This window comes from Dietzia aurantiaca (genome assembly GCF_021033825.1).
Taxonomy (GTDB): domain Bacteria; phylum Actinomycetota; class Actinomycetes; order Mycobacteriales; family Mycobacteriaceae; genus Dietzia; species Dietzia aurantiaca.
Genome location: NZ_JAIFXZ010000016.1, coordinates 21,180 through 45,460, shown reverse-complemented (window position 1 = coordinate 45,460; position 24,281 = coordinate 21,180). Strand labels below are relative to the sequence as shown.

At 69.7% G+C, this 24,281-nt stretch carries 21 protein-coding genes; 10 read left to right on the top strand and 11 right to left on the bottom strand.

All coding sequences use genetic code 11. The features are described 5' to 3' along the window. Positions 1 to 15 precede the first annotated feature (15 nt). From K3888_RS15030 to K3888_RS15020, 3 genes are all read left to right on the top strand, one after another. Complete coding sequence (locus tag K3888_RS15030; protein WP_230931094.1) at positions 16 to 957, top strand: exonuclease domain-containing protein; 942 nt, start codon at positions 16 to 18, stop codon at positions 955 to 957. A gap of 160 nt (positions 958 to 1,117) precedes the next feature. After that, positions 1,118 to 2,479 (top strand): aspartate aminotransferase family protein, encoded by a 1,362-nt coding sequence (locus K3888_RS15025; protein ID WP_230931093.1) that lies wholly within the window; start codon positions 1,118 to 1,120, stop codon positions 2,477 to 2,479. A 7-nt stretch (positions 2,480 to 2,486) separates the two neighbouring features. Beyond that, complete coding sequence (locus K3888_RS15020) at positions 2,487 to 2,918, top strand: phage holin family protein (protein ID WP_230931092.1); 432 nt, start codon at positions 2,487 to 2,489, stop codon at positions 2,916 to 2,918. 249 nt (positions 2,919 to 3,167) lie between these two features. Here K3888_RS15020 and K3888_RS15015 read toward each other — a convergent pair whose 3' ends face one another. The 6 genes from K3888_RS15015 to K3888_RS14990 form a co-directional block, all read right to left on the bottom strand. Then, the gene (locus tag K3888_RS15015) at positions 3,168 to 4,301 is read right to left on the bottom strand and encodes a glycerophosphodiester phosphodiesterase family protein (protein ID WP_230931091.1); all 1,134 of its coding nucleotides are present in this window, start codon (positions 4,299 to 4,301) and stop codon (positions 3,168 to 3,170) included. 269 nt (positions 4,302 to 4,570) lie between these two features. Next, positions 4,571 to 5,671: a peptidoglycan recognition protein family protein gene (locus K3888_RS15010; protein WP_230931090.1), complete on the bottom strand. Its 1,101-nt coding sequence runs from the start codon at positions 5,669 to 5,671 to the stop codon at positions 4,571 to 4,573. A gap of 251 nt (positions 5,672 to 5,922) precedes the next feature. Then, positions 5,923 to 7,785 (bottom strand): 2-isopropylmalate synthase, encoded by a 1,863-nt coding sequence (leuA, locus tag K3888_RS15005; protein ID WP_230931089.1) that lies wholly within the window; start codon positions 7,783 to 7,785, stop codon positions 5,923 to 5,925. 158 nt (positions 7,786 to 7,943) lie between these two features. After that, positions 7,944 to 8,420: a GNAT family N-acetyltransferase gene (locus tag K3888_RS15000; protein WP_230931088.1), complete on the bottom strand. Its 477-nt coding sequence runs from the start codon at positions 8,418 to 8,420 to the stop codon at positions 7,944 to 7,946. 91 nt (positions 8,421 to 8,511) lie between these two features. Continuing rightward, positions 8,512 to 9,369 carry a trypsin-like serine protease gene (locus K3888_RS14995; RefSeq protein WP_230931087.1) on the bottom strand — a complete coding sequence of 286 codons (858 nt, stop codon included), beginning with the start codon at positions 9,367 to 9,369 and terminating at the stop codon, positions 8,512 to 8,514. 75 nt (positions 9,370 to 9,444) lie between these two features. After that, complete coding sequence (locus K3888_RS14990) at positions 9,445 to 10,464, bottom strand: DMT family transporter (RefSeq protein ID WP_230931086.1); 1,020 nt, start codon at positions 10,462 to 10,464, stop codon at positions 9,445 to 9,447. Between the two features lie 91 nt (positions 10,465 to 10,555). On the opposite strand from K3888_RS14990, the gene K3888_RS14985 reads away from it, so the two are divergent. Further along, positions 10,556 to 11,818, top strand: coding sequence for an aspartate kinase (locus K3888_RS14985; protein WP_230931085.1), 1,263 nt, complete (start codon positions 10,556 to 10,558; stop codon positions 11,816 to 11,818). Positions 11,819 to 12,010: 192 nt separating this feature from the next. Here K3888_RS14985 and K3888_RS14980 read toward each other — a convergent pair whose 3' ends face one another. Beyond that, positions 12,011 to 12,892, bottom strand: a complete 882-nt coding sequence (locus K3888_RS14980; RefSeq protein WP_230931084.1) for an endonuclease domain-containing protein — start codon at positions 12,890 to 12,892, stop codon at positions 12,011 to 12,013. 379 nt (positions 12,893 to 13,271) lie between these two features. Here K3888_RS14980 and K3888_RS14975 point away from each other — a divergent pair, with 379 nt between their 5' ends. The 3 genes from K3888_RS14975 to K3888_RS14965 all read left to right on the top strand — a co-directional run bounded on the left by K3888_RS14975 (position 13,272) and on the right by K3888_RS14965 (position 15,994). After that, positions 13,272 to 14,306 carry an aspartate-semialdehyde dehydrogenase gene (locus tag K3888_RS14975; protein ID WP_230931083.1) on the top strand — a complete coding sequence of 345 codons (1,035 nt, stop codon included), beginning with the start codon at positions 13,272 to 13,274 and terminating at the stop codon, positions 14,304 to 14,306. A 282-nt stretch (positions 14,307 to 14,588) separates the two neighbouring features. Next, positions 14,589 to 15,326: a TetR/AcrR family transcriptional regulator gene (locus K3888_RS14970; protein ID WP_230931082.1), complete on the top strand. Its 738-nt coding sequence runs from the start codon at positions 14,589 to 14,591 to the stop codon at positions 15,324 to 15,326. Further along, entirely contained in the window at positions 15,323 to 15,994 is a 672-nt protein-coding gene (locus K3888_RS14965; RefSeq protein ID WP_230931081.1) for an enoyl-CoA hydratase/isomerase family protein, read from the top strand. The genes K3888_RS14970 and K3888_RS14965 overlap by 4 nt, the downstream gene beginning before the upstream one ends. Before the next feature lie 113 nt (positions 15,995 to 16,107). Here K3888_RS14965 and K3888_RS14960 read toward each other — a convergent pair whose 3' ends face one another. The 4 genes from K3888_RS14960 to K3888_RS14945 form a co-directional block, all read right to left on the bottom strand. Beyond that, the gene (locus tag K3888_RS14960; protein WP_230931080.1) at positions 16,108 to 16,698 is read right to left on the bottom strand and encodes a TetR/AcrR family transcriptional regulator; all 591 of its coding nucleotides are present in this window, start codon (positions 16,696 to 16,698) and stop codon (positions 16,108 to 16,110) included. Then, complete coding sequence (locus K3888_RS14955) at positions 16,691 to 19,171, bottom strand: MMPL family transporter (protein ID WP_230931079.1); 2,481 nt, start codon at positions 19,169 to 19,171, stop codon at positions 16,691 to 16,693. Before K3888_RS14955 ends, K3888_RS14960 begins: the two co-directional genes overlap by 8 nt. Before the next feature lie 121 nt (positions 19,172 to 19,292). After that, on the bottom strand, positions 19,293 to 20,192 hold the full coding sequence (locus K3888_RS14950; protein WP_230931078.1) for a 3-hydroxyacyl-CoA dehydrogenase: 900 nt from the start codon (positions 20,190 to 20,192) through the stop codon (positions 19,293 to 19,295). Then, a complete protein-coding gene (locus tag K3888_RS14945) occupies positions 20,189 to 21,637 on the bottom strand; it encodes an NAD(P)/FAD-dependent oxidoreductase (RefSeq protein WP_230931077.1) in 1,449 nt (482 codons plus the stop codon). Before K3888_RS14945 ends, K3888_RS14950 begins: the two co-directional genes overlap by 4 nt. Before the next feature lie 210 nt (positions 21,638 to 21,847). Here K3888_RS14945 and K3888_RS14940 point away from each other — a divergent pair, with 210 nt between their 5' ends. From K3888_RS14940 to K3888_RS14930, 3 genes are all read left to right on the top strand, one after another. Beyond that, positions 21,848 to 22,096: a BatC protein gene (locus tag K3888_RS14940; RefSeq protein ID WP_230931076.1), complete on the top strand. Its 249-nt coding sequence runs from the start codon at positions 21,848 to 21,850 to the stop codon at positions 22,094 to 22,096. Positions 22,097 to 22,102: 6 nt separating this feature from the next. Beyond that, positions 22,103 to 23,353 carry a cupin domain-containing protein gene (locus tag K3888_RS14935; protein ID WP_230931075.1) on the top strand — a complete coding sequence of 417 codons (1,251 nt, stop codon included), beginning with the start codon at positions 22,103 to 22,105 and terminating at the stop codon, positions 23,351 to 23,353. An 80-nt stretch (positions 23,354 to 23,433) separates the two neighbouring features. Beyond that, entirely contained in the window at positions 23,434 to 24,252 is an 819-nt protein-coding gene (locus tag K3888_RS14930; RefSeq protein ID WP_230931137.1) for a sucrase ferredoxin, read from the top strand. Positions 24,253 to 24,281: the final 29 nt, after the last annotated feature.

Sequence of the window (24,281 nt, the reverse complement as noted above, 5' to 3'; positions counted from 1 at the left end):
GCCACGATGGAGCGCATGGCTGGCTGGGTGGTGGTTGACGTCGAGACCTCGGGGATGACCCCCGCGGTCGACCGGGTGTTGTCGGTGGCGGCGGTGGTGGTGGATGACGACGGCGAGGTGGTCGAGGAGTTCACAAGCCTGCTCAACCCGGGTGTCGATCCGGGGCCCGTCCATGTGCACGGCCTCACCCCGGCGCTGCTCGCCGGCAAACCGCGCTTCGAGGACATCGCGCCGGAGCTGACCCGGGTGCTGGAGGGCCGCACGGTCGTGGCCCACAACGCCGCGTTCGACGCGTCGTTCCTGGCCGCCGAGGCCCGGCGGGTGGGCCTGGAGCCGCCTCTGACGCAGTACGTCTGCACGCTCGACTTCGCCGGGCGCCTGCACCTGTCGACCCGGGACCTCAAACTCGCGACGCTCGCCGAGCACTTCGGGGTCGAGCAGCGGTCCGCGCACGACGCGCACGACGACGCGCTGGTGCTGGCCGGCGTGTTCTCCGGCCTGCGTGCGGTGGCCGACCAGAAGGGCGCGGCCCCGTCCGTGCGTCAACTCGAGGCGATGGTCGCGCACCCCGAGACCGGCTTCCTGGTGTCGACCGTCTGGGCGGAGGCGGTGGCCGCGCCCCGTCTCTGGCGTCCGGCCGGGCGGCTGAAGCGCGGTGGCGGGCTGGTCCAGGGCATGGAGGTGGTGTTCACCCAGGACGTGGATCGCGATCCCGAGGAGATCGTCGGTCTCGTCGTCGACTCCGGTCTCTACCTGGCCGACCGGATCACCTCCCGCACCTCACTCGCGGTGTGCGACGCCCCGAAAGCGGTGCGGGGCCGCGCCGCGTTCGCGCGCAAGAAGGGACTGGAGCTGGTGGGCTCGGCCCGGCTGGTGGAGATGCTCGCGGACGTCGCGCCCGGGCGGCCCGTCGGTTCGGCGCGGCCCGTCGACGACGCGCAGGAGTCGCTCTTCTGACAGGACGCACGGGTCGACGCCAGGCTCGGCGTCCGGCTCGGCGCCCGAGCCTGCGCGTGCGGCCTGCATTTCCGCATCGTGGATCCGGGAGGACGGGGGAACGGCCCGGGACTGTAATGATGGGGGCAATCGCCATCGCTGTCGAACGAGAGGAATGCCCGTGCCCGCTCCGCAGAACGCCGCCGCCCGCGAGGTCTACGACAAGGAGCGCGCCCACGTACTGGCCCCCTGGTCGGCCTGGGGCGCCTCCGACCCGATGGTCATCACCGCCGCCGAGGGCTGCTACCTCACCGACGGAGACGACAACCGCCTGCTGGACTTCACCTCACAGCTGGTCAACACCAACATCGGGCACCAGCACCCGGTCGTGGTCAAGGCCATCCAGGATCAGGCCGCCGAGCTGTGCACCATCAACCCGGCGCACGCCAACGGCGCCCGCGCCGAGGCCGCCCGCCTCGTCGCCGAGGTCGCGCCCGCCGGTATGAACCGCGTGTTCTTCACCAACGCCGGCACCGAGGCCGTCGAGCACGCCATCCGCATGGCCCGCCGCCACACGGGCCGCCACAAGACCCTCTCGGCGTTCCGCAGCTACCACGGAGCCACCACCACCTCGATGAACCTCACCGGCGACACCCGTCGCTGGGCCAACGACATGGGCAACACCGGGGCCGTCCACTTCCACGCGCCGTTCCTCTACCGCTCGCAGTTCTACGCGGAGAACGACAAGCAGGAGTGCGACCGCGCGCTCGAGCACCTCGACTCGCTCATAGGCCTCGAGGGGCCGGACCACTTCGCGGCCCTGATCATCGAGTCCGTTCCCGGCACCGTCGGCATCATGGTGCCGCCCGCCGACTACCTGCGCGGTGTGCGCGAGATCTGCGACAAGTACGGCATCGTCATGATCTGCGACGAGGTCATGTCCGGCTTCGGCCGCACCGGCGAGTGGCTCGCGTTGGACAACTTCCGGTCCGGCGACGACGACTGGGCGCCCGACCTCATCACCTTCGCCAAGGGCTCCAACTCGGGCTACGTGCCGCTCGGTGGCGTGATCCTGCACGACCGGATCGCCGCCTCCTTCGAGAAGACCCCGTACACCGGCGGTCTGACCTACGCCGGGCACCCGCTGGCGTGCGCCTCGGTGGTCGCGACGATCAACCTCATGCGCGACGAGAAGATCGTCGAGAACGCACGCACCATCGGCGAGGAGGTCATCGGTCCGCGCCTGCGCGAGCTCGCCGCGAAGCACCCGTCGATCGGCGAGGTCCGCGGCCTGGGTGTGTTCTGGGCCGTCGAAATGGTGGCGGACCGCGAGACCCGCGAGCCGCTCGCCCCGTACGGTGGTTCTTCAGAGGCCATGGCCAAGACCTTCGGTGCGGCCAAGAAGGACGGCCTGCTGCTGTTCATGAACTACAACCGGTTCCACGTCGTCCCGCCGTGCATCATCACCGCGGACGAGGCGAACGAGGGACTGGACATCTTCGACCGTGCACTCGACGTGGCGGACTCGTATGTGAGGAGCTGATCCGGCGATGGTGCTGGTGCTGAGACTGATCGTCAACACCCTCGCCCTGTGGGTGGCCACGCTGATCGTGCCGGGGATCTCCCTGCGCGAGACCGCAGGCATCTACGCTCCGGGCGCCGGCGCCATCCAGGATCAGATCAGCGTGCCCACCGTCACGGCGTTGCTGATCGTGGCGGTGGTGTTCACGCTGGTCAACGCGGTGGTCAAACCGATCGTGCAGTTCCTGTCGCTGCCGCTGACCATTCTCACGCTCGGCTTGTTCCTGCTGGTCGTGAACGCGCTGATGCTCATGCTGACCAGCTGGATCACCGGCGCGGTCCAGCTGTTCGGGGCCGAGTACGTGGTCAGCGGGTTCTGGGCGGCGTTCTTCGGCGCCATCGTGATCGGCCTGGTCAACTGGGTGATCGGGATGTTCCTGCCCACCCGCGCCCGCGACTGACGGGCTCGGCCCGCCCGCGACTGACGGGCTCGGCCCGCCCGCTGCCAGACCGCTAGCCGCCGCCCCGCAGTCCGGCCCCCGCCACGCGTCGATAAGAGGATTTCGCCCGTATCGGCCGAGTGGTCCTGTGCGAAATCCTCTTATCGACGAGGTGGGGTGCCAAATCGGGCCCCGGTATGGCTGAAGCCGGCCGGGGCGGGTGGCGCGCGAACCCGGCCTCAGCGTCCGCGGCTGACCCGGACGGCCGCGTCAGCCCTCACGGGCGAACTGCCGCGGCAGCTCCTTGCCGCGCTCAGCGAGGAGTTCGCGCAGCATGTCCGGGTGGTCGGTGATGATGCCGTCTACGCCGATGTCCATGAGGTACTCCATGGTGGGGGCATTGTGGACCGTCCACGGGATGACCTTCAGACCGCGCGCGTGCGCGTTCTCGACCATCTCCGCGGTCACGTAGGCCGTGCAGCTGCCCGCACCGATCGTGCAGCTCTGATCGGGGTGGGTGGCGACCGGCGAGTAGGCGACCACACCGTCGATGGATGCCGCGGCTGCGACTCCGTCGCCGTCGAAGTCGGCGATATCGATCCCGCCCAGCCACGGTGAGGGCTCAGCGGCGCCGATTCCGAGGAAGTCGTGGTTGGTCAGGGCCACGAGAGGGATCGACGGAGCGAGCTCGTGCATCGCCATCAACGCGCCCCAGTCGAACGACTGGATGGTGACCTGCTGCCCGAGGCCCGAGGCCGCGATCACCTCGTGGACGGCCGAGACGAACTCCTCGCGCGGGGCGGTCTCGTCCGGGGCGCCGGCCTCGACCTTCGTCTCGATGTTCATCCGCACACCGTTAGGGCCGTCGGCGCCATGAGCTCTGACCAGGTCGAAGAGCTCGGACAGCAGCATCATCTGCTGCCCGGGATGCGTGCGCTGATCGGGGTAGCCGGGGCGCTGGAGGGAGCCACAATCGAGGGTCCGGACCTGCTCCAGCGTGAGGTCGTGGATGAAGTGGTCCATGTAGGGGAACATCGGGTCGCCGGCCACGACGGGCTCGGTGTCCTGGCAGACATCCGTCCGGGGCTTGCGATCGTGAGTCACCACGACCTCGCCGTCGGCGGTCACCTGGGTGTCGAGTTCGAGAGTGGTCACGCCCAGTTCGAGGGCATGACCGAAGGCCTGTGGAGAGCTCTCGACGTTGAGCCCCAGGCCGCCCCGGTGAGCTTGCAGGTCGAAACGCATTTCGTCGCTCCCGAGCGAGCCGCCCACATCGAGTGATCCCAGCGAGCCTCCGCCTCCGAGCGAGCCGACCGAGGCTGCGGCGACGGGGAGTGAGGAGGCGGTGAGGAGGCAGCCGAGCACGGTGGCTCCGACTGTGAAGAGGGCACGAGTACTGCGCATGTGGGGGACCTCGTCGGTAGACGGATCGGCACACCGGCGGGCCCGGGTACCGCTTACCGATGCGACATTATGCGGCGTCCCCTACGGGTTGTTCTCGGTGGAGTGAACACGAGATGTCGACTGAGGACTGGATCCGCCTCGTTGAAATCGACTGCTCCCCTGCAGGATTCGCAACCGGGCGGGTTGGGTGATCCTGCAGGGGAGCGGCCGAGACGCGTGACGGACTGCGCTGGCACGACCCCCGGACCGACGGTGACGCCAGCGGTGCCTTAGGACCCGAACGCGGCCGAGGAGACGGCCCGGGGGGTCCAGCCGTTGGCGGCGTGGTCGCGGATGAACTGCATCTGCGGGTAGAAGGCGTTGCCCGGGCAGGCGGTCCCGCCCCAGTCGCGGTGTCCCGAGACCGCGGGCATCGGACGCGTGGCCCCACCCTGCGGGTTGCGGTAGGTGATGCCCCCGCGGGGGTTGATCCCCGTGGCGTTGCAGAGCGCGCGCACACAGTCGATGGTGGCGCCCACGGCAGCCGCGGTCGGCGGGGACCAGGTGAAGTCACCCAGCAGACTGATGCCGATGTTGCCGTTGTTGAACCCACCGACGTGCCCGCCGGTCACGACCGGCGGGGCGATGCCCGCGACCGGCGGGACCTGGAAGACCGGAGTGCCGAGCGGAGTGCCGCCGCGGCCCTGGTAGATCCGGCCCTCGGGGTCGATGATCAGGTGGTAGCCGATGTCGCCCCAGCCCAGGGTGTTGGCGTGATAGTTGTACGTCGCACGCACCGTGGCCGCCCGGTCCGCGCCGACCGCGCCGGCAGTGTGGTGGATGGTGATCGACTGCGCGGGGAAGTAGGTCGGCGACCAGCGGTTGCCGGAGACGTCGCCGGCTCCCCAGGCGGCGCGCGGAATGACGGGCAGGCCGAGGGCGCCGACGCTGCCGAGGCTGTAGTCGCGCCTCTGGTCCGAACCGTCACTGAAGACGGTGGCCTCGGCGCCCTCGGCCGCGTCCACCTCGTAGCCCACTGCGCCCTGCGGGGCGGCGACGAGCTCGGAGGCCGGCACACTGCCGCTGTCCGGGGCGGAGTCCAGCAACTCGAGCGGCTGCCAGTCGCCCACCGAGCCGTCGGGGAACGCGAACCGGATGCGTCCGGCGATGTGCTCGGGGCTCGGGAAGGTGACACCCACGTACCCGAGCGGGCCGTTGGGCTGGACCATGCCGCTGCCGGTGGAGATCGACTGCATCAGGTCCTGGGCGGCGCCGAGTGATCCGGTGGCGAACGGGTTGGCTCCGGCGATGGGGCCGCGGACGGTCGAGGCGACCGCCGCACCGACCCCGACCGATGCGGCGGTGAGAAAGCCACGGCGAGACACGGGCATATGAGGAACTCCAGACGGGTTGCGTTGACCAGACGCCATGCATATCGGCGCGAACGGCCGCCACATTACGCGCTTGGCGTAACCAAATCGAGACCTCTGTTACCGAAGTGAGACATGTGACTAATGAGGCGCCAGGGGTTCACCGAGGGGCTCTGAAGGGGCTTGCCGCGGGCTCCCGAGGCGCTCCCCACAGACCCGCCGCGGGCTCACCCGCCGGGGGGCTCACCCTCCGCGGGCTTCCCAGTGGCCCGTCAGGGCGCCCAGGTGCGCGCGCCCTCGGTGCTGCCGATGGTCGCCGGATCCGCGTCCGCCTCGTCGGCGTAGGCGCGGTTCACGGCGGAGACCACGGCCCGCAGCGACGCGGTGGTGATGGAGCCGGCCCGGCCGACACCCCAGAACACGCGGTTGCCGAACTGCACCTCGACGTAGGCGGCCGCGGTCGCGTCGTCGCCGGCGGTCATCGCGTGCTCGGTGTAGTCGAGGATGCGCACCTCGTCGTCGAACATCTCGTTGAGCGCGGTCACGAACGCGGCCAGTGGACCGTTGCCCGAGCCGAGCAGTTCGCGGGTCTCGCCCTTCCACTTCACGACGGCCTCGATCGAGTCCTCGCCGTCGTCGGTCTCGGCGGGCACCAGGACCTGCGACATGCGCTCCATGGGCGAGACGCGGTCCAGGTACTCGAGCGAGAAGATGTCCCACATCGCCTTGGGCGTGACCTCGCCGCCCTCGGAGTCGGTGACGTTCTGCACGATCTGCGAGAACTCGACCTGCAGGCGCCGCGGCAGCTGCAGGCCGTAGTCGCTCTTCATGATGTAGGCGACGCCGCCCTTGCCGGACTGCGAGTTCACGCGGATGACGGCCTCGTACGTTCGGCCCTCGTCCTTCGGGTCGACGGGCAGGTACGGGACCTCCCAGGTGACGTCCTCGACATCCTCGCCGCGCGTGGCGGCCTCGGCCTGCAGGGCGTCGAAGCCCTTGTTGATGGCGTCCTGGTGCGAGCCGGAGAACGCGGTGAAGACGAGGTCGCCGCCGTACGGGTGCCGCTCGGGCACGCGCAGCTGGTTGGCGTACTCGACGGTGCGCCGGATCTCGTCCATGTCGGAGAAGTTGATCTGCGGGTCGACGCCGCGGGTCAGCATGTTCATGCCCAGCGTCACCAGGCAGACGTTGCCGGTGCGCTCGCCGTTGCCGAACAGGCAGCCCTCGATGCGGTCCGCGCCGGCCTGGAAGCCCAGCTCGGCGGCGGCCACGCCGGTGCCGCGGTCGTTGTGCGGGTGCAGCGAGAGGATGGTGGCGTCGCGGTGTGCCAGGTTCCGGTGCATCCACTCGATCTGGTCGGCGTACACGTTGGGCGTGGCCATCTCGACCGTCGCCGGCAGGTTGATGATGATCGGGTTCTCAGGGGTCGCGCCCACGACCTCGGTCACGGCGTCGCAGATCTCCTTGGAGAACGCCAGCTCGGTGCCGGTGAACGACTCGGGCGAGTACTGCCAGCGCCAGTTGGTGTCGGGGTAGTCGCGCGCGATCTCGCTGACCAGCTCGGCGGCGTCGGTGGCGATCTTCTTGATCGCGTCGCGGTCCTTACGGAACACCACCCGGCGCTGCAGGATCGACGTGGAATTGTAGAAGTGCACGATCACGTTCGTCGCGCCCTCGCAGGCCTCGAACGTGCGGCGGATGAGGTCCTCCCGGCACTGGACCAGCACCTGGATGGTCACGTCGTCGGGGATCGCGTCGTCCTCGATGATCTCGCGCACGAAGTCGTAGTCCGTCTGCGACGCCGACGGGAACCCGACCTCGATCTCCTTGTAGCCCATCCGCACCAGCAGCTCGAACATCCGGCGTTTGCGGGCGGGGCTCATGGGGTCGATCAGCGCCTGGTTGCCGTCGCGCAGATCCACGGCGCACCACTGGGGGGCGTGGGTGATGATCTTGTCCGGCCACGTGCGGTCGGACAGTGAGACGTCCTCGACCTCGTCGGCGAACGGACGGTAGCGGTGCCACGGCATGGACGAGCCGCGCTGGGTGTTCCACGCGGGCTGGTCGGGGCGACCGGGCTTGGAGGGGGGAGTGATGGTCGACGACGAGGAGACGAACGCGTCAGCGGGGTTCATTTCGGGGGCTCAACTTCCCTAGAGGTGCGATCAGTGGAACCGGACCGGCGCGAAAAGATCCCGCGACGGGGAGCCGGTCCGCCTCAGCGGGCCCCGCCGCGGCACCCAAGAAGGAGCACGCGCTGCATGACCGCCACGATACACAGTTTCGGTAACCGTCACGGGATCGGGATGACGAAGGTCGTGGACTGGTTGGAGGTGCTGTCCTGCCGCGCGCCCGGATCGGCGTCCTCGTCGGTCGCGGAGAACGGGGACCCGGGACCGAGCTCACGCTCGTTCTCCGCGTCCGAGCGGTGCACCGACCCCCACACGCGGGTGCAGCCGGCCTCCTCGGCGATCTCGACGGCCTTGTCGACGAGCCGGTGAGCCAGACCCTGGTGGCGGAGGTCCTCGCGCACCCTGATCCCGTAGACGAACAGGTCGGGGCTCTCGCCCAGGTGCCCGGTCTCCACGCCAACGAGCATCCCCACCGGGACGTCCTCGTACACGGCCAGGATCAGCATGTTCGAGCCGCGGTCGAGGAAGTCCTGGGTCCACTCGGCGGTGGGCGGCGTGGCGAGCAGGTCGCCGGCGGACAGCACGAGGTCGACGTCGGCGCGCGAGGCGCGACGGATCACGAGCTCCGGCAGGGTCATCTGCTCAGTGTGACAAAAACCGCGGCGGTTCGACATGGCGATGTGGTTGTGGGCCCGGGTGGGCGGGCTCCGCCGGCTCCTTTGAACGGCATCAGCGATGGGCGATCATCCAGTTGATCCAGCCGTTCTGCGCGGGGGTCGACTCGTACCAGGCGGGGTTGGTGCCGTCCGCTCGGCGGCGCGCGTGGTCGGAGCCGGAGTGGATGCCCACCAGGCGGTCCCCGTGGAAGACGGGCCCGCCGGAGTCGCCGAAGCCGAAGCCTCCCTGGATGGTGTGGGAGCGGCCGATCCAGGAACCGCCGCGGGGTTCCATCCGCTCGAGACGGGTCAGGCCGGTGAGCACCTCGGCCGAGCGCGGCGCCTGCGGACCGGGTGCGACGCCGCCGAAGCCGTGGAAGCGCAGGATCGCGCCGGGCGCGGGGTCGGCGCCCGCGCGCAGCACGGCCGGGGAGGGCGCGGGGTGGCGGAGCTTGAGGAGCATCAGGTCGCCGGCGGGCGCGTGGTAGGCGGCCGCAGGGGTGTGTCGGCCGAGGCTGCCGGTATCCAGTGACCCGAACCCGCCGACGATCGTCGGGCTCGCGAGCGAGGCGGTCTCGGCGAAGCCGCCCGCGACGGTGCCCATGTTGCCGAAGCCGAGGGTGAACGCGCGCGGGTCGGCCGGGCCGCAGTGCGCGGCGGTGGCCACCCAGAACGGGTCGATCACCACGCCTGAACAGGGCGTCCCGGGGATGTTGTGGAAGGTGGTGATCTGGACGGCCCACGGCGCGGGGCCGGAGGCCGTGCCGCCCACCACAGCGCCGGCGGTGGGTGCCGTGATGGCGACGGGCGCGACGAGGGTGCCGACGACGACAGCGCCGACGACCGAGGCGACAGCGGCAAGTCGACCCAGGCGTGCGGGACGCGTGTGACTAACGGTGCTTACGATGCCACTGGGGCGTGTGGGGCGCATAAAAATCAGTGTATGTGAGCGATGCAGGTGGCAGGGGGCGTTCAGTTCCGCCGCCGCGTTCTGCTCAGTGCGTGTTCAGGCGGTGGCGGCGTTGTCGTCGTCGTGGTCATGGCCGTCGCCACCCGCCGCGGGACCGTCGCCGCCCACGGCGCGGTCTCGCTCGGCACGGTCTCCGCCCACGGTGCCGTCTCCACCCACGCCGGCGCTGCGTCGACCTCCCACCACGGCGACACGGCCGGCCCCGGGCGGCCCCGGGCCGACCTCCTTGCGCGCCAGGGCGACCGTCGCCACGGCCATCACCGCCAGGGTCGCCGCCAGCAGCACCAGGTGCGCGCCGTCCACCTGGAACCGCTCGCCCAACACCAGCACGCCCAACACCAGCGAGATCACCGGCGTCGTGACGGTCGACGCCGGCACCGCCTGGTGCACCGCTCCCGCCTCGAACGACATCTGCTGCAACGTCAACGCCGCCACCGCCGCGACCCCCAGCGCGTACACCTCGCCCGTCGTGGCCACCTCCCACGCGCCACCCTCGTGCCAGCGCTGCGTCACGCCCTTGGTGAACAGCGCCACGTACGCGAACGCCGCGCCACCCGCCACGCCGAACAGCACCGCGCGGCCCCCGTTGGAGTGCCGGCGCCGCGCGAAGCGCAGGAGGATCCCGACGACGACGAGACCACCCACACACGCCAGCACCCACTCCCAGAGGGTCGGATGCGCCTCACCCCCGGTCGGGCGGCCGAAAATCACCAACACCATCACGCACGCCGTCAGCACGTGGCCCCAGAACAACTCCGTCTTGGACACCTGGCGGTGGTTCATCCACGCGCCCAGCGGCAACGCGAAGATGAGTGAGGTGACCGAGATCGTCTGGACGAGGATCAGCGAACCGAACGCCAGCGCCAGGCCCTGGAACGCGAAACCGGCCAGGCTGATGAGCATCCCCGACCACCAATAACGGCTGGCGAGAACGCCGAACCGGCCCTCGAGCCGGCCCCCCGCGCGGTCCATCGTCCGGTGGCGCATCACCGTCCCGAGGGCCTGGCTGAGGGCGGACGCGAGGGCCAGGAGAACTGCCGCCCAGGTTTCCGTCATCTATGACGAGTAAACACCTCCCGTAAAGTGGGCACGCGTTAGGCCGAACAACACCGGAAAAAGCCGATCAGCACCGGAAGGGTGTGACCGCGTGGCACTGGTAGTGCAGAAGTACGGCGGCTCCTCCGTGGAGTCCGCAGAACGGATCCGACGGGTGGCCGAACGGATCGTGGATACGAAGAAGGCCGGGAACGACGTGGTGGTGGTCGCCTCGGCGATGGGAGACACCACCGACGAGCTGCTGGACCTGGCGGACCAGGTCTGCCCGTCACCGCCGCAGCGCGAGATGGACATGCTGCTCACCTCGGGTGAGCGGATCTCCAACGCGCTGCTCGCGATGGCCATCAGCTCGTTCGGGATGGAGGCGTACTCGTTCACCGGGTCGCAGGCCGGGATCATCACCACCACCCGGCACGGCAACAGCCGGATCATCGACATCACCCCGGGCCGCGTCCGCGAGGCGCTCGACGAGGGCAAGATCACGCTCGTCGCCGGCTTCCAGGGCGTGTCGAGGGAGACCCGGGACGTCACGACGCTGGGACGCGGCGGCTCCGACACCACCGCGGTGGCCATGGCCGCCTCGCTCGGCGCGGACGTGTGCGAGATCTACTCGGACGTCGACGGCATCTACACCGCCGACCCGCGGATCGTGCCCAACGCCCGCAAGCTCGACACCATCTCGTACGAGGAGATGCAGGAGATGGCGGCCGTCGGGTCCAAGATCCTCAACCTGCGCAGCGTCGAGTTCGCACGCCGCAACCAGGTGCCGCTGCGCGTCCGCTCTTCGTATTCGAACGACCCCGGCACGCTCGTGGCGGGAAATGTGGAGGACATCCCCGTGGAAGACGCACTGCTGACCGGAGTCGCACACGACGCCTCGGAGGCCAAGATCACGGTGGTCGGCATCCCCGACCAGCCCGGCTACGCCGCCAAGGTGTTCCGCATGGTCGCCGACGCAGAGATCAACATCGACATGGTCCTGCAGAACGTGTCGCGCTCCTCCGGCAAGACCGACATCACCTTCACCTGTCCGCTCGAGGTGGGCGCCAAGGCGACAGAGGTGCTGACCAAGGCCAAGGACGAGCTGGGCATCGACCAGGTGCTCTACGACGACAACGTGGGCAAGGTCTCCCTCGTCGGCGCCGGGATGAAGTCGCACCCGGGCGTCACCGCGACGTTCTGTGAGGCCATCTCCGCGGCGGGCGTCAACATCGAGCTCATCTCCACCTCGGAGATCCGGATCTCGGCGCTCGTCCGCGAGGAGGAGCTCAACGACTGCGTGCGCGCGCTGCACGACGCCTTCGAGCTCGGTGGCGAGGAGGAGGCGCAGGTCTACGCCGGCACCGGCCGCTAGGTTTCGGCGGGCTGGGGCGGTTTCCCGTCGCAGCCAATCCCACGGCGGCCCGTCCTACGGCGGCGCATCCTACGGCGGCCCCGTCGATCAGAGGGTTCGGCCCACATCGCCCGAGTGCGTGTGTGCCGAACCCTCTGCTCGTTGGTGTGGCCAGGTCCGAGTTGGCTGACCCTGCCTGGCAGCCCGGGTCGCTCACCCCGTCGCGCCCGGCGGATTGCCCTCGCGAGCTCGGACGCCCTGCCGGATGTCGGCGGCGGTCTGATGCTCGTCGCGGGTGATCATCGTGGTGGTCACCGGGTAGTGCAGCCAGCCGAGCTTGCGGATCCGATTCCATCGCGTCAGATCCCTGGCGTGCTGGTCGGGCGCCCGGTGATACTCGCCGTCGTACTCGACCGCGATCTTCAGTCGCCGATTCCCCAGGTCGAGCCTGTAGGGGAGTCCGGGAATCGACACCTGAGTCTCGAAACCCTCGAATCCGTGCCTGTGCAGGAAGAGTCGGGTGCGGGTCTCCCAGGGAGAGTCCATGGCCCCGGTGTCACAGAGCTCGAGCGCAGCGAGGGCCCGCCGCTTGCCCGGCAGGCGTCGTGGGGTCTCTGCGAGCGGTCTGACATCTCGCTCGGGATCGACGCCGATTCTCGGCGATCCGTCGAGGGCGATGACCGCGTTGGTCAGATTGTCCCGCCGTGCGATGTCGAATAAGGCCCACGCCGGCGAGGCTATCCGGCCGAGCCTGTCGGGGCCGAACGTCAGTGTCCCGGTGTGCTCGCGCGGGATCGTGTACTGGCGTCCGATCATCCCGGGCCTGTCGACACGTCGTGTGCCACAAGCGAACTCGTCGATGTAGTCGCGCGGTGCGCCCCTGTGCCCGTGAGCTTCGGCGGCCAGCCAGCCGGTCACCACCGCGTCGGGGCAGAGCGCCGAGATCGCGGCGATCTGCACCATCGGATCCGTCTCGTCGATCCCGTGCGGGATCCAGAGTCCCCGGTGGAGTCGGTTGTAGCCGCTCGTGCCGAGCCGCCGCCCGAGGTCGGGGATGAGGTCGCGGGTCCGTTGTGGTGGCCGAAAGTCGCGCATGGGACAAGGATCGACGACGACAACGCCACCACCCCGTCCACGCTGGCCCGAATGGCCATGGTCTGTGGAGAGTGCAGGGCCTGTGGATGATTCGGTCCGCGGGACGAACTCCCGTCACTTCGCCCCACGCCCCTCCGTCCTCAAGAGAGTTCGGCGCACCACCTTCTCGCGCGATGAGGGCCGAACCTGCTTATTGACGGGCCGAACCCGCTTATTGACGGGGCGCTGCTCGGCGCCGCCGTCGGGCCCCGTGACGCACGCCTCAGATCGGTAGGCGCGGGGTCGGTAGGATGATGGCTCGCCGGTCGGTCGAGCGCAGGGCGGAGCACCCGTCCGCGACGGGCCGGGACGACAAGACTTTCAGGAGTTGACCTCGCAGATGACCACTGTCGCCGTAGTCGGAGCCACGGGCCAGGTGGGGCGCGTCATGCGTGCCCTGCTCGAGGAGCGGGACTTCCCGGCCGACAAGGTCCGGTTCTTCGCTTCCGCCCGGTCGGCCGGGACCACGCTGCCGTTCCGGGGCGAGGACATCGTCGTGGAGGACACCGCGGCCACCACCGATGAGGAGCTCCAGGGTATCGACATCGCCCTCTTCTCGGCTGGCGGCACGATGTCCAAGGAGCAGGCGCCCCGGTTCGCGGCTGCCGGCGCCGTCGTCGTCGACAATTCCAGCGCCTGGCGCAAGGACCCGGACGTTCCCCTGGTGGTCGCCGAGGTGAACCCGGGCGCGGCCAAGAACCCTCCCAAGGGCATCATCGCCAACCCCAACTGCACCACCATGGCCGCGATGCCGGTGCTCAAGGTGCTGCACGACGCGGCGGGGCTGAAGCGGCTTGTGGTGTCGACGTACCAGGCGGTGTCGGGTTCGGGGCTGGCCGGCGTGGACACGCTCAACGACCAGGTGACCAACAACGTGGCGGCCGGGCACGAGCTGGTGCATGACGGCGGCGCGCTGCAGGCCGGCGAGACGGGGCCGTACGTGGCGCCGATCGCGTTCAACGTGCTGCCGCTGGCGGGTGCGATCGTCGATGACGGTTCCGAGGAGACCGACGAGGAGCAGAAGCTGCGCAACGAGTCGCGCAAGATCCTCGATATTCCGGGGCTGCCCGTGGCGGGCACCTGCGTGCGCGTGCCGGTGTACACGGGCCACACGCTGACCATCAACGCCGAGTTCGCCGAGGACATCACGCCGGAGCAGGCGCGCGAGTTGCTGTCGAAGGCGCCGGGCGTGAAGGTCGTGGACGTGCCGACGCCGCTCGAGGCCGCGGGCATCGACGAGTCGCTGGTCGGTCGCATCCGTCAGGATCAGTCGATCGAGGGCAACAAGGGGCTCAACCTGGTGGTCTCGGGCGACAACCTGCGTAAGGGTGCGGCGCTGAACACCATCCAGATCGCGGAGCTGCTGGCCAAGTAGCGTTTCGAGCGTCGCCAAGAGCGTTCCGCGCACATCGCCCGAGAGGCACGTGCGCGGGGCGCTCTTCTCGTTGGGCCGACGGGGAGGACGGGGGAAACGAGGGGCCGAGGGGACGACGACGAGGCCGTCCCCGTCCCCACGTGAAGAGAGCCGCCGCCCGGTATCCGTACCGGGCGGCGGCTCTCGTCTGTCCGCGGCGCGGTGGCCGTGCCGTGCCGGGGGACCGGTCGGTAACCCGGCCACCGACCGTTTGAGAGCAGTCGCTCTGTTACTGTCTGACGCATGCCTCGCCCACGGGTCCACGATCTCGACCGGCTGCTCGACGCCACGGAGCGACTGGCCTTGGAGTCCGGTCCTGCTGCCGTCACGGTTCGCGCCATTTCCGATCTGACGACGGTCTCCAACGGCGCCATTTACAACGCGTTCGGCTCGCGGGCGGGTCTGGTCGGGCGTGTCTGGCTCCGCGCGGCCCGGCGCTTTCTCGCCCTGCAGCAGGACATGGTGCGGGCCGCCCGGGCGTCTGCCCTGGCGTCCACCCCTGATCCGGGCCCGGGCCCGGGGTCGACGGCGGTGGTCGACGCGGTGGCCGACGCAGCGATCGACGCCGTGGTCGCTGCAGCGGATGCCCCCGCACGGTTCCTTACGGAGCGCCCGGAATCGGGGCGGTTCCTGCTCGCGGTCAGCCGGACGGAGCTGCTCGGGTCCGCCGACCTGCCCGACGACCTGGCTGCGGAACTGGACGGTCTCGACCAGGAGCTCGCCGACCTGTTCGTGGCGCTGTCCAGCGATCTGTGGGGCCGAGGCGACCGGGCCTGCGTTGACGTCGTGAGGGACTGCGTCGTGGAACTGCCGACAGCACTGCTGCTCCGCGGACGCCGGGACCCGGACGCGTCGGCCCGCCAGCGGATCGCCGCCTGCGTGCGCGCCGTGCTCGCCCTGGGACCGCCACTCGACGCGGGCGGCCCGGTAGGCCCGACCCGATCATCGGATTTCATCGACAGAGAGGACCACCACCAATGACCCCCACACTGAGCTGGCACGAGGACGTCGCCGTCCTGACGCTCGGGGACGACGAGAATCGTATGTCCCCGGACTTCCTCGACGCCGTGAACGCCCGACTGGACGAGGTGGAGACCTCCGCGAGAGGACTGGTCACCGCCGGTTCCGGCAAGTTCTTCTCGAACGGTCTGGACCTGGAGTGGCTCATGGCCAACCCGGATCGGCTGGACTGGTACGTCGACCGGGTCCAGCAGTTGTTCAGCCGCGTCCTGACGTTCTCCCTGCCGACGGTCGCCGCCGTCAACGGGCACTCCTTCGGGGCCGGCGCCATGCTCGCCATGGCCCACGACTTCCGGGTGATGCGGGCCGACCGGGGCTACTTCTGCTTCCCGGAGGTCGACATCAACATCCCGTTCACCGTCGGTATGGCCGCGCTCATCCAGGCCAAGACCTCCCCGCAGACCGCCATCACCGCGATGAGCACGGGGCACCGCTACCCCGGTCCGGAGGCCAGCGAGGCCGGGCTCGTGGACGCGACGGCGCCGGAGTCGGAGGTCATCACGGCTGCGGTGGAGCGTCTGCGGCCGATCCTCGGCAAAGACCGCAAGACTCTCGGGGCCATCAAGGCCACGATGTTCAGTTCCGTCACCGAGGCGCTTCGGCAGAGCCCGGAGGGAGAAGCGGGGTAACACGGATTCGGCCGCACGACGAGAGCCGCCGCTCGGTATCGCACACCGGGCGGCGGCTCTTACGTGATCACGGGCCCGGCGTCTCACTGCCGGACGCCCGGGCCTCCTCGGAGCTAACCGTCGACTCCGTGGGCGAGCACCTCGAAGGCCTCGTCGAGCAGATCTGCCAGGGAGGAGTCGCTCTCGCGCTGCCGTGTCGCGTGCTTCCTCAGCGCGGCGCCGCACGCGGCCATGCTCAGATCCACCGTGAGTCGGGCGCGGAACTCGGTTCCGTTCTGTATGCGCTGACGGACTGACTCGTACAGGGGGCCGAGGATGTCCTCGATGTCGGGTCGCCTCTCCGGGCCCAGGACGAACCCGATCCGCTCACCGAGTACGGCGAGGTTTCCGAGGGCGACGATGTCGTCCTCGGGCCGGGTGTAGGCCTCCTTGAGGATGCCGTGGAGGATGCGCAACGCAGACATGTCGGAGGGCGCGTTCTCCACCTGCTTCGCCCACCGCGCGACCTGTTCGCGGACGAAGTGCAGGAACGCGTCCTCGCGGCGGGCGAAGTAGTTGTGGAACGTCCGCGTGGAGACGCCGGCCCGCTCGGCGATGGCGACGACGGTGGCCCCTTCCACGCCGTGGCTGACGAGGAGTTCCACCGCCGCCACCGAGAGCCGTGTCCGGGTGTCGGCCTTCTTGCGCTCGCGCAGACTAGTCACGCTGCCGGCTCCCGGCACCCCCGTCGGAGGTCTCGCCACGGTCCTCGTGCTTCCCGGCGGCGGGGGACTGGTCGGCCACCGTCATGGACGAGTGTCGACCGGCGGCGACGGCGTCCCGGGACTCGTGCGGTCCGCGGGTCACGGTGTCGTCGTCGTCCTTCTCTTCCAGGGCCGAGCCCTCGACGTCGACGGAAGGCAGGATCCGATCGAGCCAGCGCGGGATCTTCCAGGCGTTCTCGCCGAGCAGGAACATCACGGCCGGGATGATGGTCATGCGGACGATGAAGGCGTCGAAGAACACCGCGACCGCCAGGGCGAAGCCCATCACCTTGATGAACTGCTCGTCGATCGTCATGAAGGCGGCGAAGACGCTCATCATGATCAGTGCGGCGGCGGTGACCACGCGGGCGCCGTGCTTGAACCCGTTGGAGACCGCGTTGTGCGCGGTCTTGCCGTGGACCCAGCCCTCGCGCATCCGGGTGACCAGGAAGACCTGGTAGTCCATGGCCAGTCCGAACACGATGCCGATGAGCATGATCGGCAGGAAGCTGATGACCGGCTGCGGATCGGAGACGATCCCGAGCCAGCCCTCCTGCCAGATCGCCACCGTGAGCCCGAAGGTGGCCGCCACCGACAGGGCGAAGCCCAGCGCGGCGATCAACGGCACCCAGATGGACCGGAAGACGAGCATGAGCAGCAGGAACGCGAGTGCGAGCACGATGCCGACGTAGGGGAGCAGGACCTCGGAGAGTCGTTCGGAGATGTCCTCGTAGATCGGGGTGACGCCGGTGACCGAGTAGGTGCCACCGGTCTGCGCCTCGAAGTCACCGACTCCGCCGCGGATGCTCTCCAACACGTCCGCGGCGCGTTCGTCGGTGGCACCGTACTCGGGGGTGATGAGCACCTGTGCCGCGTCGCCGGCCTCGTTCGGCTCGATGATCTGGGCGTTCCGTACGCCGTCGATCGACTGGATGTCCGTCGCGGCGGTGGCCCACGCCGCGGGCCGCTCCTCCTCGGGGACCGCGAGGGTGTCGACGAAGGCGATCATCGGGGCGTTGCGCCCGGGGCCGAACTTCTCCGCGGTGATGTCGTAGGCGATCCGGTTGGGGGTGTCGGGGGCCATGGTGCCGTCCGAGGGCATGGCCAGTCGCAGGTTCACGGCGGGCAGCGCCAGCAGGATCAGCAGGAGGATGCTCGCCGCGCCGAAGAGGATCGGGTGCGCGCGCACCCGGCGGACCCACTTGAGGCCCATCGTCGGCTTCTCGTCCTCCGGGTCCGGGGCCTTGACGCCCCGGATGCGGGCGCCGAACACCTTGGTGCCGACGGCGCCGAGGATGGCCGGGAGCAGCGTGATCGCGACGAGAACCGCGATCGCGACGGTGGCGGCGGCGGAGAGCGCCATCGCGGTGAGGAACGGGATGTTGATGATCGACAGCGCGGCCAGCGCGATGAGGACGGTCAGCCCGGCGAAGACCACCGCGGAACCGGCCTTACCCACGGCGAGTCCGGCCAGGTGGGCCCGCTGGCGGAAGTCGATCTCCTTGAGTTTGGCGGCCAGCTCCCGCGGCTCGAGGTCGTTGCCACCGATGTACTTGACGAGTTCCGTGCGGTAGCGCGAGACGATGAACAGGGCGTAGTCGATGCCCACCGCGAGACCGATCATGGACGCCAGCGTCGGCGTCATGGTGTTGATGGTGTCCGTGAACCGGGTGGCCGCGAAGATGCCCGCGATGCCGATCCCCACGCCGGTGACACCGGTGAGCAGCGGCATGCCGGCGGCGATCAGCGAGCCGAAGGTCAGGGTGAGGATGACCGCGGCGACGGCGATGCCGATGATCTCGCCGGTCGCGCTGATCTCATTCATCTGGAACGCGTTTCCCGAGTAGGCGATGGTCAGCGAGTCCTGGTACTCGGCGACGAGATCGGCGAAGGCCTCCTGGTCGGCGGCCTCGACCTCCATCGTGCTCTCGGCTGCGAACTCGACCTGGACGGTGCCGGTCGTCTCGTCCTCGCTCAACGGGCTCAGGGCCGCGATGTCGGCGTCGATCTGCTCGGGCGGGAGCCCCTGCGCGGCCTTGGCCTCCGTCATCTGGTGGGTCATGCCCTCGGCCGCCAGGACGGGGTTGACGATCGCGTCCGTCGCGGTGAGGTAGTCGAGTTCACGGACGTCGGCGAGGAAGGCGTCGACGTCCTCGCTCACCCCGGGGTCGGTGAGCGTCGTGCCCTCGGGGGCCTGGATCACGACGGTGCCCGTGGGCGCCTGCAGTTGATCCTCCGAGCCGGCGAACCGCTCCTGCATGGCCTCCTGGGTCTCGATGGATTCGAGTCCGGGGATGGAGAAGGTGGTGCTCGTCTGCTGCGACAGGGTGGCCGCAGCGGTGCCCATGCCGATGATCAGCAGCAGCCACGCGGCGATGAACCTCCACCTGTGCAGATAGGCCGATCGTCCGATGCGGTAGAGAAATGTCGCCATGCTGCAGGATCCTCGGGTCGGGGGACGTGCTGACCCGTGGAGTTTTGCAGGAACACTGCACGATTGCACGGCCGTGCAAGGAAATGTGGCCAAGCTCTCCCGCGTCGCGACCCGCCTCGGCTCAGGTGTGGTTCCAGCTGATGACCGGCTCCTGCACGTTGCCGTCGGAGTCGTAGGTGTAGAAGCCCTCGCCGTCGCCGAGGCCGGCCTTACCGGCGTCGATGCCCTTCTGGAGCAGGTCGGCGAACTTGATCCGCGCCGGGTCGCCGGAGGCGCGGGCGATGTTGGCGGCGACGTTGAAGCCGACGGTGTCGTAGACCTGGAACGGGCCGGCGGGCGAGCCGGTGGCGGTGCGCCAGACGTTGTCGATGTCGGCGGGGTTGGCGATGCCGTTGACGTAGAGCTCGGCGCCCGCGTTCAGCCAGGGGACGAGCAGGCCGTTGAGCAGGTATCCGGGCGTCTCCTTGAGGACGGGCACCGGCACGAGTCCGATCTCGGCGGCGAACTCGAGCACGATCTCGAAATACTTCCGGTCGGTCTGCTGCGGGACCATCACCTCGCCGGTGTTGTAGCGCCAGACGAGGTTGGCGAAATGCAGGGCGAGGAACTTCTCGGGTCGTCCGGTCTCGGCCGCGAAGTCGCTGGGGCGGAGGGTGGAGGTGTTGGTGGCGAAGATGGTCTTCTCGGGCGCGCTCTGGCCGATCTTCGTCCACACGTCCTTCTTGAGGTCGAGATTCTCCGGCACGGCCTCGATCACCAGGTCGGCGTCGGCGACGGCCTCGGGGATGTCGGTGGTGGTGCGGATGGAGGCGATGGCCTCGTCGAATCTCTTCTCGTCGAAGTCCGGCAGGTCGCGCCTGTAGTAGTCGCGCATCCATTCCCACCGCTCCGGAAGCCTGGCCAGGAGCTCGTCGGAGATGTCGTAGCCCGTCACGGTTTTCCCGTGGTAGGCCGCCTGCATGATGATCTGGGAACCGAGTACGCCGGTTCCGAACACGGTGACGTTCGTGATGTCCGTCATGACTGACTCCTCTCGCCCGGGGTGGCGGCCCCGGGGCCTATCGTGGTGCTGGTCGTGGATTCGCCGCTGGTGCCGGTTCTGGTGCCGGTGGTGGGTGCGGCGGGCTCGGTGGTGCCCTGCCTGCGGGCGCGCGCGTACTCGTCCGGCTGGTGCACCACGACCTGCGTGCGCCTCCGGGTGAGGTAGTCGCGGAACCACGACACGAGTGCGGCGGCGCGCTGGGACCAGCCCGACAGCAGGACGAGGTGCACTCCGAGCCAGGCCAGGAAGGCGAGCATGCCCTGGATCTGGAACCGGCGCGGGCCCATCTCCGCGATCGCGTGGCCGCGGCCGACCATGGCCATCACGCCCATGTCGCGGAAACGGAACGGCTTCCGTGCCCGGCCTTGGAGGTCCGCGCAGATGTTGTCGGCCGCCCAGGTGCCGGACTGTTTGGCCACCGAGCCCAGTTGGGGCAGTGCGCGGCCCTTCGCATCGGTGATGTTCGCGGCGTCGCCGAGGACGTACACGCCCGGCAGGCCGGGGGCGGTGAGGTCGGGTTCGACGTCCACGCGCCCGCCGCGGCCGGTCGTCAGACCGGCGGGCTCGAGCAGACCGGAGGCCTTGAGCCCGGCCGTCCAGATGACGATGGCGGCAGGTAACTCGGTGCCGTCCTCGAGCGCCACGCCGCTGGTGGAGACCGAGGAGACCGCTCTGCCCAGGTGGATCCGGACGCCGAGCTCTTCGAGGCTGCGGCGGGTGTACTTCTGCGAGCGCTTCGAGAACGGCGGCAGGACGGTGTCGACCATGTCGACCAGGTGCACCTCGCACTGCGCGGCGGCGAACTCGTCCGAGTAGTACTCCGACACCACGAACTTGATGTTCTCCGCGATCGCGCCGGCGGTCTCGACCCCGTTGGGGCCCGCCCCCACCACAACCACCGCGAATGTGCCCCGGCGCTCCGCGGCGTCGCGGGTGGCGGCGGCTCTCTCGAGCGCGCCGAGCATCGCCGAGGACAGGCTGGTGGCGTCGTCGACGGAGTACAGCGGGTACGCCAGCTCGCGCGCTCCCGGGGTGTCGAAGAAGTTGGGTTCGGACCCGGTGGCCAGCACGAGGATCCGGCCGCGGTACGTCAGCCCGTCGTCGGTGGTGACGGTCTTGGTGGCGGCGTCGACGGAGGCCACGCGCGCGGTCCGGATGGTCACGTGTTCCCGTTGGCGATGCAGGATGCCGCGCAGCGGGCGCGCCACGGTGGAGATCGCGATCTGCGCGGTCGCCGCCTGGTAGAGCAGGGGCTGGAACTGGTGGTAGTTGTTCTGGTCGAGCAACAGTACGTCCACGCCGGAGCGTCCCAGTTGCTTGGCGGCGTAGAGGCCGGCGAATCCGGCACCCACGATCACCACGTCGTGTTCGATCGCCGAGTGTCCGTCGGCGGGATCAGTGACTTCTGCCGATGTGTTCGCCATGGCTCGTCCCTACTCGGCCTGTGAGGAGATGTCCACCGCGGGCTATCGCCCGCGGCCGGACCGGTCGTGCCGATGCCGGACCGGTGCCATAGTGGGAACCGCACGTCCCATCGTGTCCGGGCTTACAGCCTCGACAGGTGGCCACATCGCACGACATCGCGCAGCTCGACCCCGTACGGGTCTGGGCCTGCACCGAAGAGAGGAATGCAGATGGCTATCAACGACGACGACATCACCACCTCCGGCGCGCAGGGAGAGGGCACCGCGGACGGCGGCTCCAACCCGGGCGGGCATGACGGCGGCGCTGACGGTTCCGCGTCAGCGGGCGAGGGCACTGCCGATGGCGGCTCGAACCCCGGCGGCCACGACGGTGGCGCTGACGGCTCAGCCGGCGAGGGCACTGCCGACGGCGGCTCCAACCCGGACGGGCACGACGGCGGCGCTGACGGCGCGGCCTGAGCGAAGGTGCTCGAGCGGTGCGTCGCACGCGGCCGGGATGAGTTCGCGGCGGACTACTGGGGTCAGCAGCCCCTGCTGAGTCCTGCGGCCCGTCTGCCGCGCGACTTCTCCGACCTGCTCACGCCGACGATGGTCGACGAGATCATCGCCGAACGTGGGTTGCGCACGCCGTTCATCCGGATGGCGCGGGAGGGCACGCTCGTCGACCGGGCCTGCTTCACCCGTACCGGCGGGTTCGGCGCACTGATGCCCGACCAGGTCGACCCCGACGGCGTACTCACGGAGTTCGCCGCCGGGGCGACGATCGTGTTGCAGGGTCTGCACCGGTTCTGGCCGCCGATCATCGACTTCGTCCGCGGCATGACCTCGGACGTCGGCCACCCGGTGCAGACCAACGCGTACATCACCCCGCCAGCCAACCGGGGATTCGATCCGCATTACGACGTGCACGACGTGTTTGTCCTCCAGATCTCCGGCACCAAACGCTGGCGGGTGCACGAGCCCGTCCATCGCCACCCGCTTCCCGACCAGCCGTGGACCGATCACCGAGAGGCGATCGCCGCTCGCGCGGTGCAGGCCCCGGTCATCGACGCGGTGCTCGATCCGGGGGACTGTCTCTACCTGCCGCGCGGCTGGGTCCACTCGGCCGAGGCGCAGGGTGACACCTCTATTCACCTCACCGTGGGCGTGTCCCCCTTCACCGGACACGACGTCGCCACGGCGGTGATCGAGGCACTGGCCTCGGAGGAAGAGTTGCGCGCGTCGCTGCCGCTCGGACTGGCCCCGGTCGAGGCGGCTCGGACCGAGGAGCACACCCGCCGGGTCCTCGATGTGCTGGCCGGGTTGATCGCCGAGAAGCAGGAAGAACTCGGAGCGCTCGCCGGCGACGCGCTCGCCACGCGGTACCTCGACCTGACGCGACCCGCCGCGGTCCGCCCGCTGGCCACCCTCGACGCACTTGCCGCGCTCGATGCCCACACCGTTCTTCGGTGGCGCGACGGCCTCCACGGCTCGATCGACCCCGCTCCCGCCGGCTCTGACGTCGCGGCCGGCTATCACGTCGCCGCCGACTCGGCCACGGTGGTCCTGCGGCTGCCCACCAAGTCGATCACCTTTCCGACGGAGTGCGCCCCCGCTCTGCGCGCGGTGCTCGACGGCGGTCCCGTCAGCGCCGGCTCGCTACCGGGTCTGGATGTGGACGACGGCCTCGTGGTGCTCCGCCGCCTGCTGCGGGAGGCAGTACTGGTGGCACTGTGAGCAGGCCTGCGGACTGGGAGCCGTGCAGTGATTCCGCGCTGCGCCGCGGCGATCCACTCGAGGGGTCGGGGTCTCGGGGGATGCGGTGGCTCATGCTCGAGCTCGCCGGCCCGTGGGGGCATTCGGCGTTGCTGGAATCGCCCGGGCTTCTCTCGCCCGAACTGGGCCGCCGCATCGCTCGGCGTGCCCAGTCGGAGGACATCCGGGTGGCCGCGATCCGTCGCCCGGGTAAGCGAACCGGACCGCGGCGTTGGCGGTGGGCACTGGCCGATGCCCGGCCCGGACAGGAGTCCCTGCTGTGGGGCGAGGCGGACGGCCCCGACGGTTATGCGGAGATTCCCCTCGACGGCTCCGCGGGCACTCCGTCCGACGAGCCCCTGGTCGCGATCTGCGCGCACGGCAAGCACGATCAGTGCTGCGCCGTCCGTGGCCGACGCGCCACGACGCTGATCGCCGAGCGGTACCCGGAGGCGACGTGGGAGTGTTCGCACCTGGGCGGAGACCGGTTCGCGGCGACGATGATCGTGCTGCCGCACGGCCTTTTCTACGGCCGCGTCGATATGGCGGCGGATCCTGCCGACATCATCACCCGGTACACCGAGGGCCGGGTCGACCCGCGCCACCTCCGGGGTCGCAGCAGCTACCCGGCGGCGGCGCAGGTCGCGCAGCACCACGCCCGAGCGGCGTTCGGAGACGAGCGCATCGACGCCTTGGCCCCGCTGGACGTGACCGACGCGGACGACGGCGGCCACGTCGTCGTCACCCTCCAGGGCCCGCGAGGACCGATCGGGGTGCGACTGCGGGAGACCTTCTCCGAGCCGATCTTCACCATGTGCCAGGCCCGCTCGGCCGGCCCGGTCAAGCAGTGGGAGCTCGTCAGCATCAGCGCTCTGGAGTGACGCGGCTGGTGAGGGGGCCGGGCCGAGCA